The organism is Enterococcus sp. AZ156 (genome assembly GCF_051714165.1).
Taxonomy (GTDB): Bacteria; Bacillota; Bacilli; order Lactobacillales; family Enterococcaceae; genus Enterococcus_B; species Enterococcus_B pernyi.
On record NZ_JBIORI010000001.1, the window covers coordinates 2,859,251 to 2,884,120 of the forward strand.

Sequence of the window (24,870 nt, forward strand, 5' to 3'; positions counted from 1 at the left end):
CTAAGCAGTATGTTAATTTTTATATAAAGAGGGACATCATTTCGTCTTTTACTGTAAATTATGCTATGATAGAGTCGTTACACCCTATAACTATTATTATTAAGGAGTTGCAGATATGACAAGATCTTCTCATCGAAAAAAATCAATGCGTATTGGTTTGCTTTCTGTTCTCGGTGTGATTCTAGTATTAATCGGCTTTTACACCTACCGTAGTACATATTACACGAATCGTTTTCTTCCTAAAACGGAAGTCAATTCGATCAATGTAAGTAACCTGACTATCGACCAAGCAAATGACAAGCTAAAAGAAGCTTATTCCAATAAGACGATTTCAATCAAAGAAAACGGAACGGTTTGGAAAGAGATTGCAAAGTCCGATCTTGGTTATAAAAAGGATTTTTCAACTGATCTAGCTTCCATCTTGAAAAACCAAAATGCTTGGACTTGGGGAATGAACTATGTAGCTGCGGCCGAAAAACAAGAAATCGATCCACTAAGTGCGGAACGGGAACAACTGGATCAAACGATCGAGACATTGTCTACGGAATTGACTGAATTGAATAAAGACCGTACGCCTACTGCCGATGCAACGATTGAAAAGTCTGGTGACTCATTTAAAATCAAGCCTGAAGTGAAAGGGAACACGGTCGATGTCGAAGCCGTTACGAAGGAATTGACAACTGTTGTCAATGATGGAAAAGATACAATTGATCTGACTGAGTTCCAAAAAGAACCAACGGTCACATCTACAGATAAAAAGTTGACTGAGCAGTTAACGACAATGAATAATATCGCTAAAGTAAAAGGAACTTACAGTATCAATGGTGAAACAGTTACGATCCCTTCTTCACTCATCGTTGAATGGCTCACCTATGAAGATGGAAAACCTGCGCTTGATTCAGAAAAAGTTCGTCAATATGTTAGTGAACTTGGCGAAAAATACAATACAAGTACGAATGATACTAAATTCAAAAGTACCAAACGTGGCGAAGTAACTGTTCCTGCTGGCACGTTCAGTTGGACGATCCAAACAGATAGCGAAGTAACAGCATTAACAGAAGCGATTTTAGCAGGACAAGATTTCACACGTTCACCAATTGTTCAAGGTAGTACAACTGCCGACCACCCATTGATTGAGGATACGTATATCGAAGTCGATTTAGAGAATCAACATATGTGGTTCTACAAAGATGGGAAAGTAGCACTTGAAACAGATATCGTTTCAGGAAAACCTTCTACCCCTACTCCTCCTGGTGTCTTTTATGTCTGGAATAAAGAAGAAAATGCAGTATTAAGAGGAACGAACGATGATGGTACACCATATGAAAGTCCAGTGAACTATTGGATGCCAGTCGATTGGACAGGTATCGGTATCCACGATTCGGATTGGCAACCAGAATATGGCGGCGACTTATGGCGAACTCGCGGTTCTCATGGTTGTGTCAATACGCCACCAGGTGTCATGAAAGAATTATTTGGAATGGTTGAAAAAGGTACGCCTGTTTTGATTTTTTAATCGTAACTACTAGAGCACAGTTGCAGACACGCAACTGTGCTCTCTTTTTTACTTTCTCTTCTTTATAAAAGTAAATAAAATACATATAACAACTGCAGTCAATGCCCCCATCGAATCAAGCATGACATCTTGGAACATTGGTGAACGATCGCCTGTCAACATTTGATGGAACTCATCTAGACCGGCGTATCCTGTCGCAGATAACCAAGCAAGAACCCCCGTTAACCACCAGATTTTCATTTTCGGGAATACACCTAGATACAGACTACCTCCTAATAGAAAATAGGTACCAAAATGGGCGCCTTTTCTTAAAAAGAATTCAATGAATTTGCTGTATCCAGAATGGTCGATACTGATAACACTTTCTCCATAAGTAAACTGGATACCTGATAATGCTTCTTTAAAGGGTTGGTTTGGGAACCACGCATCAATTCTTGAAAGTTGCGATTGTTGTCCATAGGTTTGCGAGGAGCTATAAAATAAAATAGCCATGATCATTAATGCAAACACTAAATAAAAATTTCCATTTTTTCTTTGTTTTTTTAAAAACTCCATAAGTCACCTCTTCTTTCTATGATAGCTTTTTTTTCATAAAACAACAATAATTTCTCCAAGACTTATTCCTTCTTTAAATGCTATACTAGAGATAGTACCATAAATATGAGAGGGGTTTTTTGATGACTTATTCGCTTAACTGGGATTTAGATTCTATCTTTCCTGGAGGAAGTGCTTCAACTGAATTAAATGAACGTTTGGCTCAATTAGAACGACAAATAGAAACATATTACGAACAAATCAATCAATGGTCATTTTCATCCGAAGATATCGATTCTCTTGTGACGATTTTGGCACTTCAAGAAAAAGTAACCAATGGCTTCAGCCAATGTAATAGTTATATTACTGCTTTATTATCTGCTAATGTAAAAGATTCCGATGCAAAGATTTTGTCTGGTAAACTCTATGCTTCATTACCACGTTGGCAAGCAGCAGATACGATCTTATCGAAAAAATTTGCAGAAATATCTGACAATGAATGGACACACTTGATTGCTCAAGATCAATTAGCTCCGATTGCTTTTCGCATGAACGAAATTCGTCGCGATGGCGCACGCTTGTTATCTGAAAACGAGGAGCACATTATCAATACATTATCTTTGGATGGTTTGAATGCCTGGAGTAGTCATTATGATACGATTGTCGCTAGCGTGACTGTACCATTTGAACAAGAGGGAGAAATCATTGAATTATCTGCTGGTCAAGCATTCAATAAAATGATGGGTGATCCTGATCCAGAAGTCCGCAAACAATTATTTATAGCTTGGGAAACTGCTTGGCAAGAAAAAGCACCTTTATTTACAGACACTTTGAATCATTTAGATGGGTTCCGTCTATCCACCTATAAACTACACGGTACAACAGATTTCTTACAAAAGCCTTTAGAATATAATCGCTTGAAAAAAGAAACATTAGATATAATGTGGGAGACGATCCAAAAAAATAAACAACCCCTTGTCGATTACTTAACAAGAAAAGCCAATCTTTTCGGTAAAGAAAAAATGGAATGGCAAGACCAAGATGCACCGATCATTCTAGGTGATATGAAAGAAAAAACCTTTACCTTTGATGAAGCGGCAGCATTTATCATTGAGAATTTCAATAAATTCAGTCCTAAAATGGCTGAATTTGCTCAAGACGCTTTTAACAAAAGTTGGATTGAAGCAGAGGATCGTCCTGGCAAACGACCTGGTGGTTACTGCACCGAATTGCCTGAAACACAAGAATCTAGAATCTTCATGACTTATAGTAATTCAGTCAACGAAGTCGCTACTTTAGCCCATGAGTTAGGTCACGCTTTCCATAGTAGTACGATGTGGGATCTTCCAGCGTGGAATCGTGAATACGCGATGAATGTTGCTGAAACAGCAAGTACCTTTGCAGAATTGATCGTAGCTGATGCAACACTTAAAGCGGCATCAACAAAAGAAGAAAAAATCAATTTGTTGGATACGAAACTACAAAATGCTCTGGCTATGTTCATGAATATCCATTCTCGTTTTATCTTTGAAAATCAATTCTATACTGCTCGACAAAAAGGACTAGTCGCAGAACAAGAGATCACTGATATGATGATCGAAGCGCAAAAAGAAGGATATGCAAATGCATTATCTACTTATCATCCTTATTTCTGGGCAGCAAAACTACATTTCTTTATTGATGATGTACCGTTTTATAATTTCCCTTATACCTTTGGTTACCTGTTCAGTTTAGGTATTTACGCCTATGCTAACGAGCAAGGTTCAAGTTTTGAACAAGAGTATATCGACTTACTACGCGATACTGCTTCGATGACAACGGAAGAATTGGCTCAAAAACACTTAGGTGTAGACTTAACGAAACCAGATTTTTGGCAAGCAGGTATCAACATGGTCTTAGAAGATATCCAAAACTTCATGGAATTGACGGAAGAATTTATTTGATCATGCTTTCTAAGCAAGAAAATTTTAAAGGATCGAACAGACAGTTACCAAAAACTGTTTGTTCGATCCTTTTTAGTTTCGTAAAAAAAGAACTAACTCACTTTAGAGTTAGTTCTTCATAAATTACATACTTACAGCAAAGTCAGGTGCATACCATTGAACTGAGCCAATTTTAACACTTTCGCCCGGTTGTGGTGCGTGGATGTATTGTCCGCCACCTAAAGAAATTGCTACGTGGTAGGTGCCACCAGCTGCTCCCCAGAATAATAAGTCTCCAGCTTTTGCTTGAGAAACTGAGATTCTAGCTCCTGCTGATTCTTGAGGTACAGTCCAACCACCGATGTCACGACCAGTTACTTGTAGGTACACATAGCGTGTAAATCCAGAACAATCAAATCCACTTGGATCTTTTCCACCCCATACATAAGGAGTCCCAATGTATTTCATCGCTTCAGCTACAATCGCTGCTCCATTAGTAGATGGAGCCGTTGGCGCTGGAATTGAGGGTGCCGGTGTTGATGGCTCCGGCGTTGATGGAGCTGGTGTTGATGGAGCTGGCGTTGATGGAGCTGGTGTTGATGGCTCCGGCGTTGATGGCTCCGGCGTTGATGGTGTTGTTGTTTCTGGAACAGATGGTGTAGTAGTAGATTCTTCTGTTGAAGATTCTGGTACACTGCTTTCAGTTGTTGAATCTTCTGTTGATGTAGATGATTCAGGAACTGAAGATTGTTCTGTTGAAGATTCAGCACTTGATGATGATTCTGAAGTAGCTGATTCAGAAACTTCTGTTGATTCTTGTACTGATGAAGAAGAAGCTTGTTCTTGCTCTTGTGCTGCTGCAGCGGCAACTGCTGCTTGTTCACGTGCTTCTCTTTCAGCTTGTTCTTGTGCTGCTTGTTGACGCGCTTGCTCTGCTAAACGAGCTTGTTCACGAATACGTGCTTGCTCTGCTTCAGCTTCTGCTTTTTGGCGGTTCAAGTCTTCTTTTTTATCTTCTGCTGTTGCTTGTTCAGCCGCTAAAGTAGTTTTTAGGACATTTAAATCAGCTTGTTTTGATAGTAAGTCGCCTTTTTGTGATTCTAAAGCCGCTTGGTTTTCTGCTAACTCTTGTAGCTTCGCTTCATTTTCAGCTTTTTTATCTTCAACTGCCTGTTTGTCTTCTTTTTGTTGTTTCACTAAGTCTTGGTTCGCACGTACAATTGATGACATTGCTTGAACGCGTCCGATAGCATCTGAGAATGACTCAGCATTCAATACTGCATCGATGTAGTTAGAGCTTGTACCTTTAACTTGTGTTTCACGTGCTTGCTCTTGGATCGTTGCTTCACGTTTTTCGATACGTTCTTGTAGATCAGCAATTTCTTGTGTCAATTGAGAAGACTCTTGACGTAATGTTGCTTGATTAGCTAATAAAGTTTCAGCTTTTGTATTGATGTCAGCGACTTGACCTTCTAATGCCTCGATTTGAGATTGGGCACTTGCTTGTTGGTTTTGTAATTCCGCAATTTTTTGATCTTGTTGTTGTATTTGAGAATCAAAATCTTCCGCCGCGGCTGCGATCGGTGATGCTACGGCAGTCAAGGCCATTGAACTTACCATTACTGCTGATATTAAACTCTTTTTCACTCTTCATTCCTCCGACTGGCTTAATTTAATAAATATCTAAAAATATTTAAGTCTTTCTTAACGATAACAAAATTGTACCATAGCTGTATGTCAATGAGATAATAGTTATGTTACAAAAACATTTCAAAACAACTGATTATAATGACAGAAATGTAAGATGACATGGTTATTTTCATAATACATTTTTCAACAATTAAATAATGTCCGTTTTAAATTAAATAAAAAAAGGCTGAGACATTGGGCCTCTCGCACCACCTAAAACAGATTAAATGGCGGGCACAGAAGTAACTTCTTCGGCAATAAGGCGCCATCCACAAAAATTTGAAAAACAATTTCCGTGGATGGCGCCTTATTTCTCGAGACTAAACACCTCTGTCCCGACCTTCTTTGAATAGCTTCTTTAATGGGAATACAAGTAGAGCGAACAATACCATATTCAATAATAATGTTGGGCCTAAATATTTAGTGATAAAGTACGTACTATCTACACTCGCAAGTTTGAATACCATTTGTACGATCAATGTAAACAACTCATAGCCTGTGATGAAAATGATGAGGCTAAAAAACTCAGTAAAAATATTTACATGGATGACCGATTTCATCCCATACATGATAAATACTAATAAAGGTAAAGCAACTGCGTAAATACCAATCACACCAATATAGTAAGAATCAAAGATAATACCTAAAACTAATGTCGTGATCAGTAAGTAGCGTTTGGAAAAACTCAAACTGCAAAATAGTAAAACCAATATCAAAAGATGCGCACTTGCCATGTAGTCACCGCTCGACCACCTGATCATCATTCGGGTAAAGTGCCCATCGATCAACATGAGTAGGAACAGGAGGATCGGCAAATAAATGGTCATTTTCTCTTTTTTCAGCATGGACTATTCCTCCACAAGACGTTTGATGATCGTTACTACTGGGAGATCATACATATCCGCATAAGGTTTGACATAGACTTCGCGATCTAGCCCATAACTATCTGGTTTTGTTCTGATGACTGTACCGATTTGTAGATCTGCTGGCGAGTTGCCTCCAAGACCTGATGTTTGTACTACGTCGCCCTCTTTGATTTCACTGTCACCTGTTAGCTGTGTCACAACTAGCGCTTGTAACTTCTCGTCATAATTCTTGAGTAAACCGAAAGATTCTCCGTTTCCAGAAGATACGCGGACAGGAAAATGGTTGGAACTTACATTTGATGAAGTCAGCAATTCTACTTTAGAAGAAGCGGCATTGACTTCAATGACACGTCCGACTAAACCTTTTTGCGCCATGACTGCCATATTGACTTCGATTCCATCATTTGATCCTTTATCGACGACTAATAGATCTTGCCATGAGTCAGGTGAACGAGTGATCACATTTGCTGTGACTCTTTCATAACTCGTCAACGTTTGGCTTAAATCGAGTTCGCTTTTTAGTGCATCGATTTCTTTTTGCATGTTCTTGTTTTTTTGAGCTATCTCATCATAGCTGTCGATTTTTTCTTTTAACCGTTCATTTTCTGAATAGGTGGTGAAAAGATGATGTACTGAATCCACGCCATTTTGGACCCATTTGACCGGAGCAGAAATCGTCCGATCGACAAAAGAGACACTGTCGTTCACAATAGATTGGAAGAAATTGGGCTTTCCTTCATTCGCTCGCTGGGCAGCTGTCACACTTAGGACCGTTACTACAATAATAACGATGACTAAGGTAATAATGATATTTTTATTAGGATTGAACTTCTTCACAAAGACACCTCGAATTAAATTAGACTCTTACCTGTAATTTTATCATTAAATAAGGGGAAACAAAAGGCTCGACCCTTCTTTTAAGCTTTTTTTAGCAAATAATTTAAACTGTCATTTTTCCGCTTCATTTCTTTTGCTACTTTGTCCTGAACCGATCCATCAATCTTTACTTTGGATGACTGAAATGATTCCTTCAGAGAAGCTGAAGGATGCTTTGTCAGTGACAAATTCATTGCTTGCATAAGAAGTTGGACGAGATACTTCCTCGTTTGATAGTTGATATTTGCTGTCAGATAATGTCAATTGACTAACAGGTGTCAAACAACAGTAAGCCAAATACTTCATTTCAGGAATTTTTTTTATCTCGTAAGCTCCTGGTAGATAGTAAGTGATTACGTTTTGTTTGTCTTGTATTTGGATCTGTCGTATAAAGGGTTGAAACCGTGGTTCTAATGCTAACCATAGATTAGCTAATAAATGATCTAATCTTCCACCAGTTGCACCGATCAGTGTCACGCTTGCTTCTGGAAAGTGTTCGAATGTCTTTGCTAAACCTAGCTGAGTGTCCGTATCGTCTTTCTCTGCTGGCGCTTGGTGTACTTCGACAGCTTTATCGGATACTCGTTGATATTCCGAGGAAGACAATGAATCAAAATCACCGATTGCTAGATCTAATGAATAGCCTTTTTCAAGTAAATAGAGTGCCCCACGGTCAATGCCCACGTATTGATCAAATGATTGCTGTGACAAGTCTGGCCAATTTTCTGGTGATCCGCCTGCAACAAGTAATACTTCCATTAGCCTAATGCCTTTTTCAATTGATCGATTTGAGCTGCTGGATCTTCTGCACTATAGACATAGGAGCCTGCAACAAATACGTCTGCACCTGCTTCACGACAAATTTTTGCAGTTTCTGGAACGATTCCACCATCCACTTCGATTTGATAGGTCCAATCGTTCACCTTGCGTAATTCCGCTAACTCTGCGATTTTATCCACTGTTTCTGTAATAAAGCTTTGTCCGCCAAATCCTGGATTGACTGTCATCACTAACACTTGATCAACTAAAGGCAAAACATGCTTGATCATTTCGATCGGTGTACCAGGATTGATAACGACCCCTGCTTTGACATCTAAATCTTTGATCATCTGGATCGCACGATGGATATGTGGTGTCGATTCCACATGGACCGTAATGATATCTGAACCTGCTTTTGCAAAATCAGCAATATAATTTTCAGGATTGATGATCATCAAATGAACGTCTAAAGGTAGTTTTGTGACCGGACGGATTGCTTGCACTACATTCGATCCGAATGTAATGTTAGGAACGAATTGGCCGTCCATTACGTCCACATGGATATAGTCTGCTCCACCTTTTTCTACTCGTTCAATGTCTGCTTGGAGATTGGCGAAATCTGCGCTTAAAATCGATGGTGCTATTTTCATAAAAATACCCTCCTACTTTCTTCTAGTTTCTTTTTTGTTGTACATCGGTTTACGGTTTTCAACTTCTTGCAAAAATTGCAAGTAATTGTCATAGCGAGTCTGTGCAATTTCTTTTGCCGCCACTCTTCGTTTGACTTCACAATCTGGCTCTTTTACGTGCATACACTCTCTAAAGCGACAGTCTACAGAAGCATCGACAAATTCAGGGAATTGTTTGGATAACTCGACAGGTTCGATGACTAAGAAATCAATAGAACTGAAACCTGGTGTATCGGCAACCAATCCATCATAGAGTGGTAATAACTCGACATGTCTTGTCGTGTGACGTCCACGTCCCAAAGAATCAGATATTTCACCTGTTTCTAACTCAAGCTCTGGTGAGATTTGGTTGAGCAACGTCGATTTACCTGCACCTGACTGTCCCATGAAAACAGTCAGTCTTTCTGGAAAATAGCGAACTAATTCATCCGTGTCACCCTGTGTGCGAGGGACGATCACTGGATAGCCGATTTTTTCGTAAGTCTCTTTAATTTCTTTTATTTGTGTAGAATCGACAGCTAAATCCGTTTTCGTCAAATAGATCACTGGCTCGATCGATTCATATTCCAACATGACTAAAAAACGGTCGAGTAGATTATAAGAGAATGTTGGTTCGATCAAACTCGTCACAACAACTCCTAAATCAACATTTGCTACTGGTGGTCGTACTAATTGATTTTTACGTGGTAAAACTTCTAGTAGATAGCCATCGGTCTTGTTTTCACTTTCAAATATGACTTGATCGCCAACAAGGGGCGTGATCTTTCGATTACGAAAATTCCCTCGACCTCGTGTCTGATAGGTCTCTCCATCTTTATATACGTAATAAAATCCACTTATTGCTTTTCTGATTTGCCCTTTAATGAAACCCACCTCCATTTTTAGTATATTTTACCATAGGACAGCAGAAGTTAGGAGAAATCACCAAAAAATAGACCTAAGAATTTCCTCAAATGCCGCCGACATTTTGAATTCTCAGATCTATTTTTTTCATTATCGTTTTAGTTCTTTTAATTCTGTCTACTAGTCACTATCCGTCGAGGACGGTGTGGTGGTACTACTACTAGTTGTTTCGGAACTTGAACTACTGCTTGAACTGCTAGAAGAACTGCTGGAAGAATCTTTTTCAGAACTTGATGATGCTTTCGCTGGGTCTGGTCCTTTTGAGTAAATCACATTGACGATCGTTCCTGATGTGATTGATGCACCTACTCCTGGATCTGTACGGATCACTTTGTCTTTTTCTACTGTATCTGAAAACTCATACGTTTCATGACCAATGTAGTCGGCACCGATACCAGATAAGTAACTTTGCGCATCACTTTTCGTATAACCAGAAATGTCATTCAGTGTCTTCGCATCTGGTCCTTGACTCACCACGAAACTAATAAATGTCGCATCCGTCAATGGTTCTCCAAAACTTGGTGACTGACTGATGATTGCACCGGCTGGGACCGTATCACTATAATCATTCGTTGCACTGATATTCGTATAGCCATTCGTTCTCAAAATACTAAGAACTGTTTCATAGTTTTGTCCGGTGTAATCGCTCATCGTCGGCTGACTTCCTTTACTAACAGTAAAAGTAATCGTATCTGATGTGGGATCGACTTCTGTTCCTTCATCTTCTGATTGCGAGATGATATTTCCACTAGTGACCTCATCACTAAATTCTTCTTCTTTTTTGATTCTACTTGAAGAGAAACCTAAATCCAGTAGCTGCTTGCGCGCTTCATCGTAAGACATACCCGTAAAATCATCGAGTTGGATTTTCTTCTTACCTGTACTGATATAAAGCGTGACTTCACGATTTTGTTTCACTGTTGTTCCTGAGGCTGGATCTGTTTTGACCACATTTCCTTTCTCAATCGTATCGTCAGCAATTTCTTCAGTGTTCGTTGCTACCTTTAATTTTGCTTGTGTCAAAGCTTCTCTTGCTGAAGCTTCGGATTGACCCGAAACATCGGGAACCGTTACTTCTCCTCGTCCACCTGAAGCAAATAAAATCGCTGTCCCAATTCCTAACAAAGCAAGCAAGACCAGCAAAATGATCCACCATTTTTTTCTTTTTTTAGTCTTTACATCTGGCATTGTTTCTTCGGGATCTGGTAATTCTTCCGCTGGTTTCTCTTCGGGAAGAGGCATTGACTTAAAGGAATCTGGCATCGGTGTTTCTGCCGTCAGTGGTGTCAATACTCTTGTTTCGTTGTCCATCGCCTGGGGTTGCCATTTTTCTTCGTTTGCTCGTTCTAACGACAACACCGTTGCTAGGTCATCTGCCATTTCTTCTGCCGTTTTATACCGGTCGACAGGTTCTTTGGCTGTTGCTTTCAAGACAACATTCTCCAATGACTGAGGTGCCCCTGGATCTAACTCTTTGATTGAAGGCAAATCATCCTGAAAATGTTTCAGTGCAATGGTGACAGCTGATTCCCCATCAAAAGGAACGCTTCCTGTCAGCATTTCATATAAAATGATCCCTAACGCATAGATATCTGATTGTTTTGTCGCCATACTACCTCTTGCTTGTTCTGGTGAAAGGTAGTGAACCGAACCAAGCATCGTATTCGTTTGGGTGATCGATGTTTCCGATAAAGCAATCGCAATACCAAAATCGGTGATTTTCACAACACCTTCATTATCGATCAAGACATTTTGTGGTTTTAGATCTCGGTGGATGATTTGATGGCTATGTGCTAAAGAAATCGCAGACAAGATTTGTTGCATGATGTTTACTGCTGTTTCATAAGGAATCGGATAGTGCGTTTGGATATAACGTTTTAAATCCATTCCCTTTACATATTCCATAACTAAGTACTGCATGTTATCTTCTTCACCGACATCATAAACACTGACGATATTTGGATGAACTAATTCGGTTGCCGCTAATGCTTCTCGTTGAAAACGACGGATCGCCGTTTGGTCATTTTGGAAATCAAAGCGTAGGACTTTGATTGCAACATCTCGATCTAAAATCAAGTCATGGGCTAAAAAGACATTTGCCATACCGCCACTACCGATGTTACCGGTAATTTGGTAACGACCATTTAATTTTCTTCCTGGCTCAATCATGCAACATCCTCCTTGTATTCAATAAGAAGAACGCTGATATTATCTGCTCCGCCAGCTTCATTTGCTTGATCCACTAATTGCGTTACTTTTTCTGATAATGATCCTTCTTGATTGATGATCGTACCGATCGTTTCTTCTGACAGCATATTCGTCAAACCATCCGAACATAGAAGCAAACGATCTTGGAGTTGCCAAAGATACGTTGCAACATCGACTTCTAATGATCCTGGCATGCCGACAGATCGAGTCAAGATATTCTTACGTGGATGATTGACGGCCATTTCTTCGCTGATTTCACCAGATTTGACTAATTCATTTACTAAAGAATGGTCTTCCGTCAAGCGAATGATCCGATTATCGCGAAGCAAATACGCACGACTATCGCCAACATTGGCAATCGTGAAACGTTCCTCTGATAGGGCAGCTGCTACGATCGTTGTTCCCATTCCGTTATATTCAAGCTGTTCTTGTCCTAATTGATGAATCGCGCGGTTTTCTTCTTGGATCGCTTGGATAAACCACTGCGCGATTTTTTCGTCATCAAGTAACGCTTGCTCTTCCCAGGCTTTCCCTAAATTTGTGACGGCCATTTGACTAGCAATATCGCCTGCGCGGTGCCCACCCATGCCATCTGCTAAAACCGCCAGCGTGAGACCGACTTGGTTTTCAAATACACTGACATAATCTTGATTCGTATTACGTCTTCTTCCTACATCTGATTGATATTCAATCTGCATACTTTCACCTCATTACTTTTTGCGCAAACAACAAATGAAAAAGCCATCTGTATAAGATTGATGTGGATACAACGTCAACATCTTATCCTTGATTGATGATTGTAGCACAGGATCAACTAAAACATCAATCTTCTCAAAATCAGGATGTCGTTGTAAAAACGCTGAAACAACTTCTTGATTCTCTTCTTTCAAAATCGTACAAGTACTGTAGGTCAATATTCCTGAAGGTTTAAGAGCCGTAGCCACACTTTCCAAAATAGCTAGTTGGATAGCCGGTAAATTGGCTAATTCTTTTTCATTATTTTTATAACGAATATCTGGTTTTCGGCGTAACAAGCCAAAACCGGAACATGGAGCATCTACTAAAATACGGTCAAATTGTTCTGCTTCAAACTGTTCTTTGACTTCACGAGCATCCATTTTTTGTGCGAACACTGCGTTGGCAACTCCTAAACGGCGAGCGTTCTCTTCCACTAGTTTTACTTTGTGGTCATGGACATCTAGAGCCACGACTTCTCCTCCACAAGTTGGATCAAGGAACGTGGCGATATGGGTCGTTTTGCCACCAGGGGCAGCGCAGGCATCTAGTACATGATGTTCTGGCTCAATCTGCATCGCTGGTGCAACAAGCATCGAGCTTTCATCTTGGATCGTCATCAAGCCATCGTGAAAAAGTGTCGTAGAGGCGAGTCTGCCCTTTTCAGCAATCACACCATATGGGCTTATTGGACTTGCTTTTACATCTAGTCCTTCTTCTTTCAATTGATCCAGTGCTTGTTCACGCGAAAGTTTACGGGTATCAATACGGCCACTCACATGACTTGGTTGATACAATGAAAGACCTAACCTTTCTGTTTCCTCGTAGCCGATTTGGTCAATTAAGCGCTGTGTCAGCCAATTCGGCAGACTTAATTTAACGGCTAAACGTTCGACTTCATCTGTGATAGTTTCCAGATCAGGTTTTCCTTGACGTAAATAATTTCTTAATACACCATTCACAAATTTCCCTGTGCCGGGGTTACCTTTAATTTTTGCAATTTCTACTGCTTCATTCAAAATTGCATGATCAGGTACTTTATCTAAAAATTCGAGTTGATAGACAGACAAATACAGCAAAGTTTTGACCCAGTCATCCACTTTTTTTGCATTTGCAATCAATGGCGCAACATAAAATGTAATCAAACGATGGCGACTGATCGTTCCATACACTAGTTCTGTAAACAGACCGATATCTTTTTGGTTAAGGTCGCCTTGGTTGATCATCTCATTCAACAATAGATTGGAGTATGCTCCACCTTTGTTGACACGCTCTAATGTCATCAACGCCATAAAGCGAACCGAACGTTTCATTTTTTTTGGTATTTTCGCCATTATTTCACCTGCTGTCCTACAGCGACTTGTTGTCCACTGCCATTTAGGAATTCTTGTATTAGTTGTTTTGCTTTACCGGCAGGTTGTAGTTCTTTGATCGATAATACCGTCTGTTCCCCACAAGCTACCCATAATTGTTTTTTATCTTTATGGATGATAGTTCCTGGTGTTTCAGATGTCGTTTCATCTGCCAACACATCTACTGCCCAAAGCTTCCAGCGTGTTCCTTCATAGGTTGTAAAAGCAATGGGCCATGGACGCATGCCACGAACTTGGCAGTCGATTTCTTCTGCTGTTTTTTCCCAATTGATTGCTTCTTGTTCACGTGTGATATTCGGTGAAAACGTTGCTTGGTCCTCATTTTGAGGCGTAGGCGTCAATTCGCCAGAAATGATCTTTGGTAGTGTTTCTAGCAATAACTCTTTGCCTAATAGACTAAGTTTTTCAAACATCGTACCGACATCATCTTGTTTAGTGATTGGTAGGCTTGCTTGTGAGAAAATACCGCCCGCATCCATTTTCTTGATCATCTCCATAATCGTTACACCTGTCTCTTTTTCCCCGTTGATAATGGAATAATGGACTGGTGCACCCCCACGATATTTTGGCAACAAAGAGGCATGAACATTGATTGCTCCATGTGTTGGAACTTGCAATAGTTTCTCCGGTAAGAATTGACCAAACGCTGCTGTTACCAGCACATCTGGTTGCAAATCAATGATTGTTTGCATTTCTGGAGAACCCGTGATTTTTTCTGGCTGTAGCACAAGAAGATCGTGCTTCAAAGCCGCCACTTTCACAGGTGTTGGGGTAATGATTTTTTTTCTTCCCACTGGTCGATCAGGTTGTGTCACGACAGCGACGATCTCATACCCTTGGTCGATCAGCCCTTCTAGTACAGGAACTGAAAATGCTGGGGTTCCCATAAATACGATTTTAGTCATCTAAATGTTCCTCCATGTATTCTTCGAGTTTTTCTTCGGGGATTTGTTCGATCATTTTATCGATAAATAAAATCCCATCTAAGTGATCGATCTCATGTTGAAAGGCACGTGCAAGATAGCCAAACGCGGTAACTTCGATTTCCTCTCCGTCACGATCATAATATCGAACTGTTACTTCATCTGCACGTTTGACTGTACCGTAGACATGCGGAATACTTAAGCAACCTTCCACATCGATACTTTCTCCTTTTGCCTCGATGATCTCAGGATTGATGAGTTCAAATTTATCCCCTTCATCGACTTCAACAATAGCGATCCGTTGATTTTTGCCGACTTGCGGCGCGGCGATGCCGACGCCGTCATTTGCCACCATTGTTTCATACAAGTTATCTAACAAGACGATAGTCTCATCAGTGATCATATCGATTGGTTGGGCTTTTCGATTCAATTTTTTATTTGGGTGGATCATTATTGGATAACGCATAGTGTTTCCTTTCTTAAATAAAATGTAGCGGCTCGTTGTCGATCGCAACAAATAGATTTTGTCGCTGTTCTTTTTGACTTTGATCCAAAATTTCTTTCAGGACGTTAGGCAGTTCTGGTTCATGTTTATATTTGATGATCAGCTGATAGTAATAGCGATTTTTCACACGTAAAACGGTGCTAGGTACCGGACCTAACAGAAGGCTGTTCGTTCCTAATACTTGTTTTAATTGACTGGCGATCTGAAAGATTTTTTTGGCTGCGACTTGTTCTTCTGGATGACTCGTCGTGATTTTCACAGTGAAGTAATAAGGCGGATAGCCTCCACGATGGCGTACATTCATTTCTTGTTGATAAAAGCGTTCATAATTTTGTTCCTTTGCTAAAGTTACCGCATAGTGATTCGGATTAAATGTTTGGATCACGACTTCCCCAGCTTTTTCGGCTCTTCCTGCCCTTCCGGAGACTTGTGTCAATAATTGGAAGGTATGTTCACTAGAACGAAAATCTGGCAGGTTCAACGAAGTGTCTGCATTTAGAACGCCGACTAAGGTCACATCAGGAAAATCTAACCCTTTTGCGATCATCTGCGTTCCTAGTAGAATATCCGCTTGTTTGTCCCCAAATTTTTGTAAGATTCGTTCATGCGCGCCTTTTTTTCTGGTGGTATCCACATCCATCCGCAAGATTCTTGCTTGAGGATACAGTGCTTTTAACTCTTCTTCCACTTTTTGTGTTCCCGTTCCATAATACCGGATCTTGTTTTCCCCACAATTTGGACAACGATGCGGGATCGCTTCTTCATGTCCACAATAATGGCAACGCATCGAGCGAGAATCCATATGGAGAGTCAATGAGATATCGCAATTTGGGCAAGGCAAGACAAAGCCACAATCTCGGCACATCACAAAGGAAGAATACCCTCGTCGATTCAATAGAAGAACTGTCTGTTCTTTTTTCTCTAATCGATCTTGGATTTTTTCTTGTAATAATTGAGAGAACGTCGATGTCTGATTCTTTTCGAATTCTTCACGCATATCAACGACTTCGATCTCAGGTAATTGCGCACTCATTTTCGCACGCTGACTCAAATGCAACATGCGATAGACCCCTTTTTGTGCACGGGCTCTTGATTCGAGGGAAGGTGTCGCGCTCCCCAAAACGATCGGGCAATGATGGTAATTCCCACGCCATATAGCTAAATCTCTGGCATGGTAACGCGGGGTTTCATCTTGTTTATAGCTCGATTCATGCTCTTCATCAATGATGATCAACCCAATGTTCTCTAGTGGGGCAAAGATCGCTGAACGCGCACCGACGACGACCTGCGCTTCATTGCGCTCGATTTTACGCCATTCATCATATTTCTCACCTTGAGATAAGCCACTATGTAAAACTGCGACGGATTCTCCAAAGCGCCCTTTAAAACGTTCGACCATCTGAGGGGTCAATGCGATTTCAGGAACCAACATGATTGCTGTCTTCTTCTCTGCCAAGACATCAGCAATGGCTTGAAGGTAGACTTCCGTTTTCCCACTACCAGTAATTCCTTCAAGTAAAAAGGTTTCATTCTTTTCCTGATGACAGGCTTCAATGATCTGCTGAACCGCCGATTGTTGTTCTTCATTCAATTGTAAGGCAGTCGTTCGTTCAAATACCCGATCTTTATAAGGGTCACGATAACTTTCGACTTCTTCGATACGCAACCAACCTTTATCTCTACCTTGATTCAATACGGCAGAACTGACTCCTTTTTCTTTGAAATAAGCAATAGGCATTGGTTTTTCCATTTCTGACAAATAAAGAAGTAATTCTTTTTGTTTTTTCGCATTTTGCCTCAAGGTGCCCCAAGCTTCATCGAGTTGTCCTTTTGACAAAAGAGAGTGAACGACACGGATCGTTTTCACTTTGTTTTTTGTATGGACTTCGTAACGGATATCAACTAGCTTGTTTTTACGCCAACGGATCAATTGCGGTAAGATCCCAGTTTCTTCCGCTTCCTTCCAAGAAATCTCTTGTCTACCTGCGAAAAATGCAACGACTTCTGGTTCATCGGTCACTGGGTAAATGAGCTTATCGTATTCTGCTTTCATGACACTTGGTAGCATCGTTTGTAAACAGGTGATTTTAAAAGCATACGTAATGGTTTTCATATAGTCGGCTAACCTCATCAACTCTTGATTGACAACAGGTGCCAGGTCAAGTAATTGAAGGATTGGCTTTAATTCTTTTTTTATAGGTTGTTCGTTGGCTGTCAACGCCATCACAAAGCCTTGGACTTGGCGATTGCCGTTTCCAAATGGTATCGCTACACGCATACCGACTTGGATAGCCGCTTCCATTTCAGAAGGAACCAAGTAGGTGAATGCTTGGTCGGTTTGCATCGTTGGTACATCGACAATCACATCCGCAATAACAGTCATGGACTCCTTCTCCTTTCTTCATCTTGGTTTTAAACACAAAATGGCTCTTGCCTATTTTACTAGAGATTCCTTGTTTTGTCTTACTTTCTGCCAAATCCTAACAAAAAATTAACGCAGGAAAAAAAAGAGCCTAGGAACATTTCCCAAGCTCAAATCTTTTGCTATCCATAAGCTGAATAGTGAATTGATTTTATAGTTTTTGCTCGTCACGGATACGAGACTCTAATTCTTGTTGTGCACGGTCTTTTTGCGCACGACGTTCTTCGTCTTCCATACGTAGACGTTCACGTTTTAATTCAGGATGTGGATCACTGATCACATTTCCTGCTTCGATTTCTTCTAAAGCTTGTCCAACGCTTTTGACAGAATCAAATGAATCCATTGTTGGTTGTGCTTTTGCGTCTAATTCATGTGCACGTTTACTTGCTAAGATCACTAGAGAATATTTTGAGTTCACGCGATCTAATAATGAGTCGATTGAAGGTTTTAACATCATAAGACTACATCTCCTTTAACATTTTGATATATTTTCCGATGACACGATCGACACGGAAATGTTCACTTGCAATAATATCTTTGATTCGGTTGACCGCTAATGGAACTTCATCATTGACAACAGCATAGTCATACAGTGCCATCATCTCGATTTCTTCCTTAGCGACTTTCATTCGTTCTTCGATTACTTCATCTGCATCTGTCCCACGCCCAACGATTCGTGATTTCAATTCTGCTAAATCTGGGGGCGTCAGGAAAATAAATACGCCGTCAGGTACTTTTTCTTTTACTTGTTGTGCACCTTGGACTTCAATTTCAAGAAAAACGTCTTTTCCTTCGTCTAAGGTTTTGTTGACATACGATAGTGGTGTACCATAATAATTCCCGACATATTCTGCATATTCCAACATTTCGCCTTTAGCGATCATTTGTTCAAATTCTTCGTGGCTTCGGAAATAGTAGTCGACTCCTTCAACTTCTCCTTCACGCATCTTGCGTGTCGTCATCGAAATCGAATATTGGAAATCATTATCCTCACTCTCAAAAATTGCTTTTCGCACTGTGCCTTTTCCCACACCGGATGGACCAGACAACACGATTAATAATCCACGCTCTGACATGACGACGTCCTTTCAACTAGTCTTTTTTATACTATTGCTTATTTTGCACTTTTTTCTTGCAACTTTCAAGGCTATTTTTTTATTATAGCTAGAAAACCTAGAAAAAGCTAGTCTACTTCCCACTAAAGAGTCCGAGACAAAAGTAAAAATTACTTTTGTTGGATACCTAAAAAATGAATAAACGGCGGGAACAGGAGTAACCTCTTCGGAAATAAGCCTGCCTAACGGATAGGTCATCAATTAGACAGGCTGGACACTTATTCAATATTTTGGATTTGCTCACGTATTTTTTCTAAAATCGTTTTAGACTGAACGACATGGTTTTTGATTTCGATCGCGCTTGATTTTGAGCCGATCGTATTGATTTCGCGATTCATCTCTTGTAAAAGGAAATCTAGTTCTCTACCGATGGGGTAATCTGCTTCAAGTAACTCTTCCAATTTCTGCGTATGGATGATTAAACGGTCGATTTCTTCATGGATATCGCCACGCTCTAAAAGAATCGCTATTTCGGTCAATAAACGATCTCGCTCAACTTCTGCACCAAGAAAAGCTTCTAATTTTTCTTGGTATCTCGTCTGAAATTCTTGCTCATAAATCTCGACAAAGTTAGCTAATCCAGCAATATTTTGTTTTAATTCTGCGGTTTGTTGAAGTAACACGTTCGCCATGGCTTGGCCTTCTATACTCCGACTTTCTTCGATTGAACGAAGTGCTGTTTGCATCGTTTCTTTCGCTAATTGTGCAAGTAATTCTTGATCCTCTTCCGTTGCTTCAGCAATTGTCACAAACTCTTCGTTTAGTGCAAAACGTTCGATCAGTTTACCGATCGACAATGCGTTCGCTTCGCCATACCTTTCTTTAATACCGGTAGTCATCTGTGTATAGAGCGTATCGATCAGTTGCCAATTGATCGTCACTTTTTTATCTTGTTCACCTAAGTATGTTAAATTAATAAAGACATCGACACGTCCTCGACTTAACTTCGTTTTGATCAATTGTCTCAATTCATTCTCAACAAAGCCTAATACTTTAGGGCTACGTATCTGGATATCTAAAAACCGTTGATTGACGCTTTTGATCTCGATTTCAAGTTGATAGTTCTTTTTTTCGCGGATGGCATTGCCAAAGCCAGTCATGCTCTTCATGCGACAGAGTCCTTTCTTTTACATATTTTTAATTGCTTTTTGTAACTCTTCAAACTCTTCGTTCGTTAATGTTAGTCCCTTACCCATTTTTTCATGGTCCGGTGCCCAATCCCGTAAGTCAAATTTTGGTGGTCTGCCATTCCAACTCACTAAGTTCAATTCTTTGCGCCATCCCTTATTGTTTTCAGATAAAACTGCAATTTCTTCTACGATCTCATATGAGAATTCTTGTGCCATTTTTATTCCTCCTTTAGATGATAAAGATAGAGATACATCAAAGTTTCTACTGTATCTGCATTGAGTTGTCGTTGTAAGCGATCACTCTTTTTTTCTTTCACGTATTGATAGATCGCGTGTTCCTTCATTACGTGTATTTTAGCATTTCGTTCCAGTTTTCGAAACTTCAACCATTCGCTGGCATTTAATTGTCCAACCTTTTTTAAAAATGCTTCATCAATCTTACTTTCTTGGCAAATGAGCGGTAATATTTCTTCGACGGTATACACTTTATTCGGTAAGATCAATTTTTGTTTCGCTAGTAGCTCAAGCATCGCCAATCCGCATGTTTCACTTGTGACCCTGTCTTTATATACATTACGCAAGTCCCGCCAGAATTTTTCTTTGTAAAAAAAGGATACGTCTAAATCAAGTGTTTCGACTAAGAAACGTAAGAAACGTCGCCAATAACGTTCAGCTGGCTTTGCTGTTTCAAACGTATACCAGTTTCCTTGATAGATCCCTAAACATTTTTTAGCCTCTAAATAACCTAATTGGATATTCAATTGGTTTCTTTGTCGCTCAAAAACTAAGAAACCACCTAAAGACCAGTTTGAACAACATTTCCAGGTCACCAAAGCATCAGGTTCCTTGTATTTTTTTGTCACCCCAGGTCCTTGGACATCGACAATCAAGACTTCGGTTGCACCTTGTTGGATAGCAACATCTACTGGCACGTTATTTCGATAGCCCCCATCAACATATTTTGATCCGTCGATCTGACGATAAGCCATGGCAGGATAAAAAGAAGCAGAGGCGAGGACCCAATCGGCGATTTCTGTTGGTGCTAATGCTTGGATCCTTGTAACTGTTTCTTGAAATTCTGGGATTTTAGTTGCGATTGTATAGAGTTGCGGTTTTTCTGTACATTTGATTTTTTCCGCATCTAGGTACTGCTCTAGTAATGCTTCCAACGGTGCAATCGAGGTTCCTCCTTCGACTACTGCACGACGTGTCATCAAGCTGGCTTCTTGGATATAACGTTGCCTCAAATCTTCTGATAAGGCAACCTCTGGTAAAGCCAATACTTGATTGGTTGACAGTTCCTGCCACAAGTCAATGGCTTGTGTTAGTTGATCCTGAACGACCAAAGCCCCATTTAGCGCACCTACAGAAGTACCAGTAACGAGTGAAATCTCTAGATTTTCTTCTTTCAATGCTTTCCAAACACCTATTTGATAAGCACCATGAGCCCCTCCTCCGCCTAAGACAAGACCGGTATGATAGGATATTTCCTTCTCAAACGATTGCGTTCCCAAATAACCACTTTGGTGGAAAAGGTCGATCATGTTCGGTGAGATTGAATGATCAAAGCGGACGAGTCCGTATTTTTTGAAAAAATAACGAACCGTACTTTCTAGCAATAGGAAAATATCGGACCACTGCCAATATTCTTCTTTAATCAACACGTTGGTATAGATCAATTTTTCATTCGTTATTTCTGCAGTAAAGTAAATGTTCAGCCTTTTCGATACGATCTTCCATGCCTGTTGTTTTTTTGCCTGTTGCCAAAAATGTTGCCGGCTTTCTTGATGTGTAGTAAAAAAACTAAAAAGTTGTTTTGCTTGCTGCACTCGATTCTGCTGATAACGTTCCGACCAATAGACTTTTTGAACTTTCATAGACACCTCGGATTCTCTTTTTCTTTTATTATATCAGTAATCAGAAAAAAAGGGTGGGGGTGAATAGTCATCTGATAGCAGTGTTATATATATATAAATTTTTACTCTATGTTCATCGTTTATTCATAAAAAAAAGTTGCTTTGTAATCGAATTTTAAAATAAAAGAAACAAGCTTTTTTTCAGTAAATGTTGTAAAATGAAAGGGATGAGATACAGGGGAGGAGGAGCATGATGAGTGATTCAGTATATGTACATATCGATACAACTAGTAACGCCGTTTTGACCAAAGGGCTGACTATCAATGATTTTTCAAATAGCATCGTGCATTTTCCTCAAAATCTACTTTTGTTGGACCCTTCCGCATCTGCTGGAGAATATGAATCACACACAGGCTTGAAGGTCATTCGTGGAACTGAGAATATCCAAAGATTTTTCCAAACCGTTCGCAGCCGTAACAACAGTACGGATCTTAAATGGATCGATTTTACGGATTTGACGATGTTAAAAGAATTAAGCCCTTTAGAAATCTCAGAGTTGCTTTATTTTGGTCATATGAAAACACATCTCCATTCACCTTTTTTCTATAAATTACAAAATAACTTTGTTTATTTTGATTTGAGCGATCATCTAGGTAGAACCTATTATCGTTATTTAGATGAATTTTATCGGATTTTTGCCAACAAGTTAAGCACGATCTTGGCGGGAAAAATCAACGAAAAAAAATCATTCTTTCGAAAAGAGATCCCTGTTGAAAAAATCAGTGTGGAGATACTGAAAAAGATGCGTAATTTGATGCAAGAAGGAATCATTTTTTCGTTTGATCAAGCAGGTTTGGTCGATGACAAGTATGAGATCCCGATTTATGTCATTGAAGATTACGTTTGGAAATTAAAAGGAACACGTTACTTGGAAGAAAAACCGGTAGCTGTTCTCGTCTATCATGCCACTCAACAACGTTGGCAACTAGACGGCAACGTTTCTGATTTTGTCTACAACACATTTGTATAATGACAGTCAACTCCACTAAAAAAGCGTAAAGGTCAGCTGCCTTTACGCTTTTTTTTAATTTTTACTTTTACGTACCTGCAACCCTTCGGCTACAAATAAAGAAGGAACGGTCTGTTCAATACCTAATAGGACAATAGTTGTTACAATCCCCGTAGCTAACCCACTAGCGCCATTCATGACTAAAGAGAACAACCATGGATTCATTCCCCATAGTGCGAAACTCCCCCAAAAAGCAACCCCAGCGACAAAATGCCAGAAATATCTGGCAGTCACACCAACGAATGTCGCTAAAATAATCGTTGAGGCCATTTTCTTACGATTGCCTTGCAGATAACTCTGTTGCATTCTTTGCGAAAAAATTCCTGCAACGCCAGCAAACGTAAACGCGATCGGATACTCGATCAACACTTGGATGACACTCAAGTAATAGACAGTCCCCATGGGAAAATGAAGGATTCCCCATAGAAAAGCCGATCCCATACCAGCTTTCCAACCCCTTCTCAAGGCAAATAAAGTTAAAGGGATTTGCCCGAGTGAGATTTCAAAACTACTACCTATTTGTAGAGGAATCATCGACAACACTAAAGATAATGCTGCGACGATCGTTCCCTCGATCCAGACACGATGATTCTTATTCATAAAAAAGCTTCCTCCTTTATAATTGGACATCACAAAGGAGGAAGCAAGTTTGTTTTTTTACAAACAGCTTCGTGCTTTCACACTAGCTATTCATTCACAATTCCTACGCTCGCATAACCGAAACAGGTACGAAGGGTTTAGAATATATTCAGTCTCAGCCCAAAATGGACTCCCCTTTGTGATTGTAATTATTTAGTTTTTATTTTCCTTTATCTTTTTGTTTCAAATAAAGGACTAACTGGTTTGTTTTCATGGATACGTTTGATTGCGTCACCCATCAAGCCACCAACGCTTACTTCGTCAATCTTATCAATTTTGCGATCTTCTGGCAAATAGATTGAATCCGTTACAACTAAGCGCTCGATTGCAGAGTCTTCGATTCTTTGTAAAGCAGGTCCTGACAACACAGGATGTGTACATGAAGCATAAACGCTCACTGCTCCAGCTTCTTTCAAGGCATTAGCAGCCAATGTGATCGTTCCAGCTGTATCGATCATGTCATCGATCAAGACACACGTTTTGCCTTCTACTTGACCAATGATATTCATCACTTCTGCCACGTTTGCTTTTGGACGGCGTTTATCGATGATTGCAATTGGTGCTTTTAAAAATTCAGCCAATTTACGTGCACGAGTAACACCACCATGGTCAGGTGAAACAACGACAACATCATCGCCTTGAATCCCTTTTTCTAAGAAGTAATTCGCAATCAGTGGTGCGCCCATCAAATGGTCGACCGGAATATCAAAGAAACCTTGGATTTGGACTGCGTGCAAGTCAAGTGTCAACATTCTTGTTGCTCCAGCTTTTTGGATCATATTTGCCACTAATTTTGCAGTGATTGGTTCACGCGCGCGCGCTTTACGGTCTTGACGTGCGTAGCCGTAATACGGCATTACAACGTTGATCGTTTTGGCACTTGCACGCTTCAATGCATCGATCATGATCAACAGTTCCATCAGGTTATCATTTACCGGACTACTTGTTGATTGAATAACGTATACGTGTGAACCACGGATACTTTCTTCGATATTGACTTGGATCTCACCATCACTAAATTGAGTGACCGATGATTTTCCTAATTCAACCCCAACAGCTGCAGCAATTTTTTCTGCCAATGGACGATTTGAGTTTAATGCAAATATTTTTAATCTTGGATCAAAGTAATGTTTGGACATGA

General features: G+C 40.0%; 23 protein-coding genes and 1 riboswitch. Of the genes, 3 read left to right on the forward strand and 20 right to left on the reverse strand.

Annotated elements, in window-relative coordinates; translation table 11 throughout:
* Window positions 1-115: 115 nt before the first annotated feature.
* Window positions 116-1,516, forward strand: a complete 1,401-nt coding sequence (locus IGJ95_RS13565; RefSeq protein ID WP_062806046.1) for a L,D-transpeptidase family protein — start codon at window positions 116-118, stop codon at window positions 1,514-1,516.
* 48 nt (window positions 1,517-1,564) lie between these two features.
* Here the strand turns inward: IGJ95_RS13565 and IGJ95_RS13570 are convergent, their stop codons facing one another.
* Window positions 1,565-2,071, reverse strand: a complete 507-nt coding sequence (locus IGJ95_RS13570) for a VanZ family protein (RefSeq protein ID WP_066026615.1) — start codon at window positions 2,069-2,071, stop codon at window positions 1,565-1,567.
* Window positions 2,072-2,193: 122 nt separating this feature from the next.
* Here IGJ95_RS13570 and IGJ95_RS13575 point away from each other — a divergent pair, with 122 nt between their 5' ends.
* Window positions 2,194-3,993, forward strand: a complete 1,800-nt coding sequence (locus tag IGJ95_RS13575) for a M3 family oligoendopeptidase (RefSeq protein WP_438762116.1) — start codon at window positions 2,194-2,196, stop codon at window positions 3,991-3,993.
* Between the two features lie 123 nt (window positions 3,994-4,116).
* Here the strand turns inward: IGJ95_RS13575 and IGJ95_RS13580 are convergent, their stop codons facing one another.
* From IGJ95_RS13580 to IGJ95_RS13660, 17 genes are all read right to left on the reverse strand, one after another.
* Window positions 4,117-5,619 (reverse strand): PcsB-like coiled-coil domain-containing protein, encoded by a 1,503-nt coding sequence (locus IGJ95_RS13580; RefSeq protein WP_438762118.1) that lies wholly within the window; start codon window positions 5,617-5,619, stop codon window positions 4,117-4,119.
* A gap of 362 nt (window positions 5,620-5,981) precedes the next feature.
* Entirely contained in the window at window positions 5,982-6,506 is a 525-nt protein-coding gene (gene mreD / locus IGJ95_RS13585; RefSeq protein WP_010734108.1) for a rod shape-determining protein MreD, read from the reverse strand.
* A gap of 3 nt (window positions 6,507-6,509) precedes the next feature.
* On the reverse strand, window positions 6,510-7,364 hold the full coding sequence (gene mreC / locus IGJ95_RS13590; protein WP_438762120.1) for a rod shape-determining protein MreC: 855 nt from the start codon (window positions 7,362-7,364) through the stop codon (window positions 6,510-6,512).
* Window positions 7,365-7,523: 159 nt separating this feature from the next.
* The gene (locus IGJ95_RS13595) at window positions 7,524-8,162 is read right to left on the reverse strand and encodes a thiamine diphosphokinase (protein WP_010734106.1); all 639 of its coding nucleotides are present in this window, start codon (window positions 8,160-8,162) and stop codon (window positions 7,524-7,526) included.
* Window positions 8,162-8,812, reverse strand: coding sequence for a ribulose-phosphate 3-epimerase (gene rpe / locus IGJ95_RS13600; RefSeq protein ID WP_010734105.1), 651 nt, complete (start codon window positions 8,810-8,812; stop codon window positions 8,162-8,164). Before rpe ends, IGJ95_RS13595 begins: the two co-directional genes overlap by 1 nt.
* A gap of 12 nt (window positions 8,813-8,824) precedes the next feature.
* Window positions 8,825-9,724 (reverse strand): ribosome small subunit-dependent GTPase A, encoded by a 900-nt coding sequence (gene rsgA, locus IGJ95_RS13605; RefSeq protein ID WP_029593934.1) that lies wholly within the window; start codon window positions 9,722-9,724, stop codon window positions 8,825-8,827.
* A gap of 150 nt (window positions 9,725-9,874) precedes the next feature.
* The gene (gene pknB / locus IGJ95_RS13610; protein ID WP_010734103.1) at window positions 9,875-11,923 is read right to left on the reverse strand and encodes a Stk1 family PASTA domain-containing Ser/Thr kinase; all 2,049 of its coding nucleotides are present in this window, start codon (window positions 11,921-11,923) and stop codon (window positions 9,875-9,877) included.
* A complete protein-coding gene (locus IGJ95_RS13615; protein ID WP_010734102.1) occupies window positions 11,920-12,660 on the reverse strand; it encodes a Stp1/IreP family PP2C-type Ser/Thr phosphatase in 741 nt (246 codons plus the stop codon). The genes pknB and IGJ95_RS13615 overlap by 4 nt, the downstream gene beginning before the upstream one ends.
* A 12-nt stretch (window positions 12,661-12,672) precedes the next feature.
* Entirely contained in the window at window positions 12,673-14,031 is a 1,359-nt protein-coding gene (gene rsmB, locus IGJ95_RS13620; protein ID WP_153830576.1) for a 16S rRNA (cytosine(967)-C(5))-methyltransferase RsmB, read from the reverse strand.
* Window positions 14,031-14,975, reverse strand: coding sequence for a methionyl-tRNA formyltransferase (gene fmt, locus IGJ95_RS13625; RefSeq protein ID WP_010734100.1), 945 nt, complete (start codon window positions 14,973-14,975; stop codon window positions 14,031-14,033). The genes rsmB and fmt overlap by 1 nt, the downstream gene beginning before the upstream one ends.
* Entirely contained in the window at window positions 14,968-15,459 is a 492-nt protein-coding gene (gene def / locus IGJ95_RS13630; protein WP_019722350.1) for a peptide deformylase, read from the reverse strand. Before def ends, fmt begins: the two co-directional genes overlap by 8 nt.
* Window positions 15,460-15,472: 13 nt before the next feature.
* The gene (gene priA, locus IGJ95_RS13635; protein ID WP_023520505.1) at window positions 15,473-17,881 is read right to left on the reverse strand and encodes a primosomal protein N'; all 2,409 of its coding nucleotides are present in this window, start codon (window positions 17,879-17,881) and stop codon (window positions 15,473-15,475) included.
* A gap of 190 nt (window positions 17,882-18,071) precedes the next feature.
* Window positions 18,072-18,377, reverse strand: a complete 306-nt coding sequence (gene rpoZ / locus IGJ95_RS13640; RefSeq protein ID WP_010734097.1) for a DNA-directed RNA polymerase subunit omega — start codon at window positions 18,375-18,377, stop codon at window positions 18,072-18,074.
* Window positions 18,378-18,381: 4 nt separating this feature from the next.
* Window positions 18,382-18,996, reverse strand: a complete 615-nt coding sequence (gmk, locus tag IGJ95_RS13645; RefSeq protein WP_153830575.1) for a guanylate kinase — start codon at window positions 18,994-18,996, stop codon at window positions 18,382-18,384.
* 257 nt (window positions 18,997-19,253) lie between these two features.
* Window positions 19,254-20,144 (reverse strand): YicC/YloC family endoribonuclease, encoded by an 891-nt coding sequence (locus IGJ95_RS13650; RefSeq protein WP_010734095.1) that lies wholly within the window; start codon window positions 20,142-20,144, stop codon window positions 19,254-19,256.
* Window positions 20,145-20,162: 18 nt separating this feature from the next.
* Window positions 20,163-20,381, reverse strand: coding sequence for a YdbC family protein (locus tag IGJ95_RS13655; RefSeq protein WP_019722353.1), 219 nt, complete (start codon window positions 20,379-20,381; stop codon window positions 20,163-20,165).
* A 2-nt stretch (window positions 20,382-20,383) separates the two neighbouring features.
* On the reverse strand, window positions 20,384-22,042 hold the full coding sequence (locus IGJ95_RS13660) for a patatin-like phospholipase family protein (RefSeq protein WP_096081882.1): 1,659 nt from the start codon (window positions 22,040-22,042) through the stop codon (window positions 20,384-20,386).
* A 232-nt stretch (window positions 22,043-22,274) separates the two neighbouring features.
* Here IGJ95_RS13660 and IGJ95_RS13665 point away from each other — a divergent pair, with 232 nt between their 5' ends.
* Entirely contained in the window at window positions 22,275-23,051 is a 777-nt protein-coding gene (locus IGJ95_RS13665; RefSeq protein WP_010734092.1) for a hypothetical protein, read from the forward strand.
* Window positions 23,052-23,105: 54 nt separating this feature from the next.
* On the opposite strand, the gene thiT is transcribed toward IGJ95_RS13665, so the two are convergent.
* Both thiT and IGJ95_RS13675 read right to left on the reverse strand, forming a co-directional pair.
* Complete coding sequence (thiT, locus tag IGJ95_RS13670) at window positions 23,106-23,690, reverse strand: energy-coupled thiamine transporter ThiT (RefSeq protein ID WP_023520509.1); 585 nt, start codon at window positions 23,688-23,690, stop codon at window positions 23,106-23,108.
* An 83-nt stretch (window positions 23,691-23,773) separates the two neighbouring features.
* Window positions 23,774-23,876: riboswitch (TPP riboswitch) on the reverse strand.
* 23 nt (window positions 23,877-23,899) lie between these two features.
* Entirely contained in the window at window positions 23,900-24,868 is a 969-nt protein-coding gene (locus IGJ95_RS13675; RefSeq protein ID WP_019722356.1) for a ribose-phosphate diphosphokinase, read from the reverse strand.
* Between the last annotated feature and the right edge of the window lie 2 nt (window positions 24,869-24,870).

Coding starts and splice junctions, on each gene's coding strand:
- IGJ95_RS13565 (WP_062806046.1), top strand. CDS start 116: ATGACAAGATCTTCTCATCGAAAAAAATCAATGCGTATTGGTTTGCTT.
- rpe (WP_010734105.1), bottom strand. CDS start 8,812: ATGAAAATAGCACCATCGATTTTAAGCGCAGATTTCGCCAATCTCCAA.
- def (WP_019722350.1), bottom strand. CDS start 15,459: ATGCGTTATCCAATAATGATCCACCCAAATAAAAAATTGAATCGAAAA.
- priA (WP_023520505.1), bottom strand. CDS start 17,881: ATGACTGTTATTGCGGATGTGATTGTCGATGTACCAACGATGCAAACC.
- IGJ95_RS13675 (WP_019722356.1), bottom strand. CDS start 24,868: ATGTCCAAACATTACTTTGATCCAAGATTAAAAATATTTGCATTAAAC.
- rpoZ (WP_010734097.1), bottom strand. CDS start 18,377: ATGATGTTAAAACCTTCAATCGACTCATTATTAGATCGCGTGAACTCA.
- IGJ95_RS13615 (WP_010734102.1), bottom strand. CDS start 12,660: ATGCAGATTGAATATCAATCAGATGTAGGAAGAAGACGTAATACGAAT.
- IGJ95_RS13570 (WP_066026615.1), bottom strand. CDS start 2,071: ATGGAGTTTTTAAAAAAACAAAGAAAAAATGGAAATTTTTATTTAGTG.
- gmk (WP_153830575.1), bottom strand. CDS start 18,996: ATGTCAGAGCGTGGATTATTAATCGTGTTGTCTGGTCCATCCGGTGTG.
- IGJ95_RS13655 (WP_019722353.1), bottom strand. CDS start 20,381: ATGGCACAAGAATTCTCATATGAGATCGTAGAAGAAATTGCAGTTTTA.
- thiT (WP_023520509.1), bottom strand. CDS start 23,690: ATGAATAAGAATCATCGTGTCTGGATCGAGGGAACGATCGTCGCAGCA.
- IGJ95_RS13575 (WP_438762116.1), top strand. CDS start 2,194: ATGACTTATTCGCTTAACTGGGATTTAGATTCTATCTTTCCTGGAGGA.
- IGJ95_RS13650 (WP_010734095.1), bottom strand. CDS start 20,144: ATGAAGAGCATGACTGGCTTTGGCAATGCCATCCGCGAAAAAAAGAAC.
- mreD (WP_010734108.1), bottom strand. CDS start 6,506: ATGCTGAAAAAAGAGAAAATGACCATTTATTTGCCGATCCTCCTGTTC.
- fmt (WP_010734100.1), bottom strand. CDS start 14,975: ATGACTAAAATCGTATTTATGGGAACCCCAGCATTTTCAGTTCCTGTA.
- IGJ95_RS13595 (WP_010734106.1), bottom strand. CDS start 8,162: ATGGAAGTATTACTTGTTGCAGGCGGATCACCAGAAAATTGGCCAGAC.
- pknB (WP_010734103.1), bottom strand. CDS start 11,923: ATGATTGAGCCAGGAAGAAAATTAAATGGTCGTTACCAAATTACCGGT.
- IGJ95_RS13660 (WP_096081882.1), bottom strand. CDS start 22,042: ATGAAAGTTCAAAAAGTCTATTGGTCGGAACGTTATCAGCAGAATCGA.
- rsmB (WP_153830576.1), bottom strand. CDS start 14,031: ATGGCGAAAATACCAAAAAAAATGAAACGTTCGGTTCGCTTTATGGCG.
- IGJ95_RS13665 (WP_010734092.1), top strand. CDS start 22,275: ATGAGTGATTCAGTATATGTACATATCGATACAACTAGTAACGCCGTT.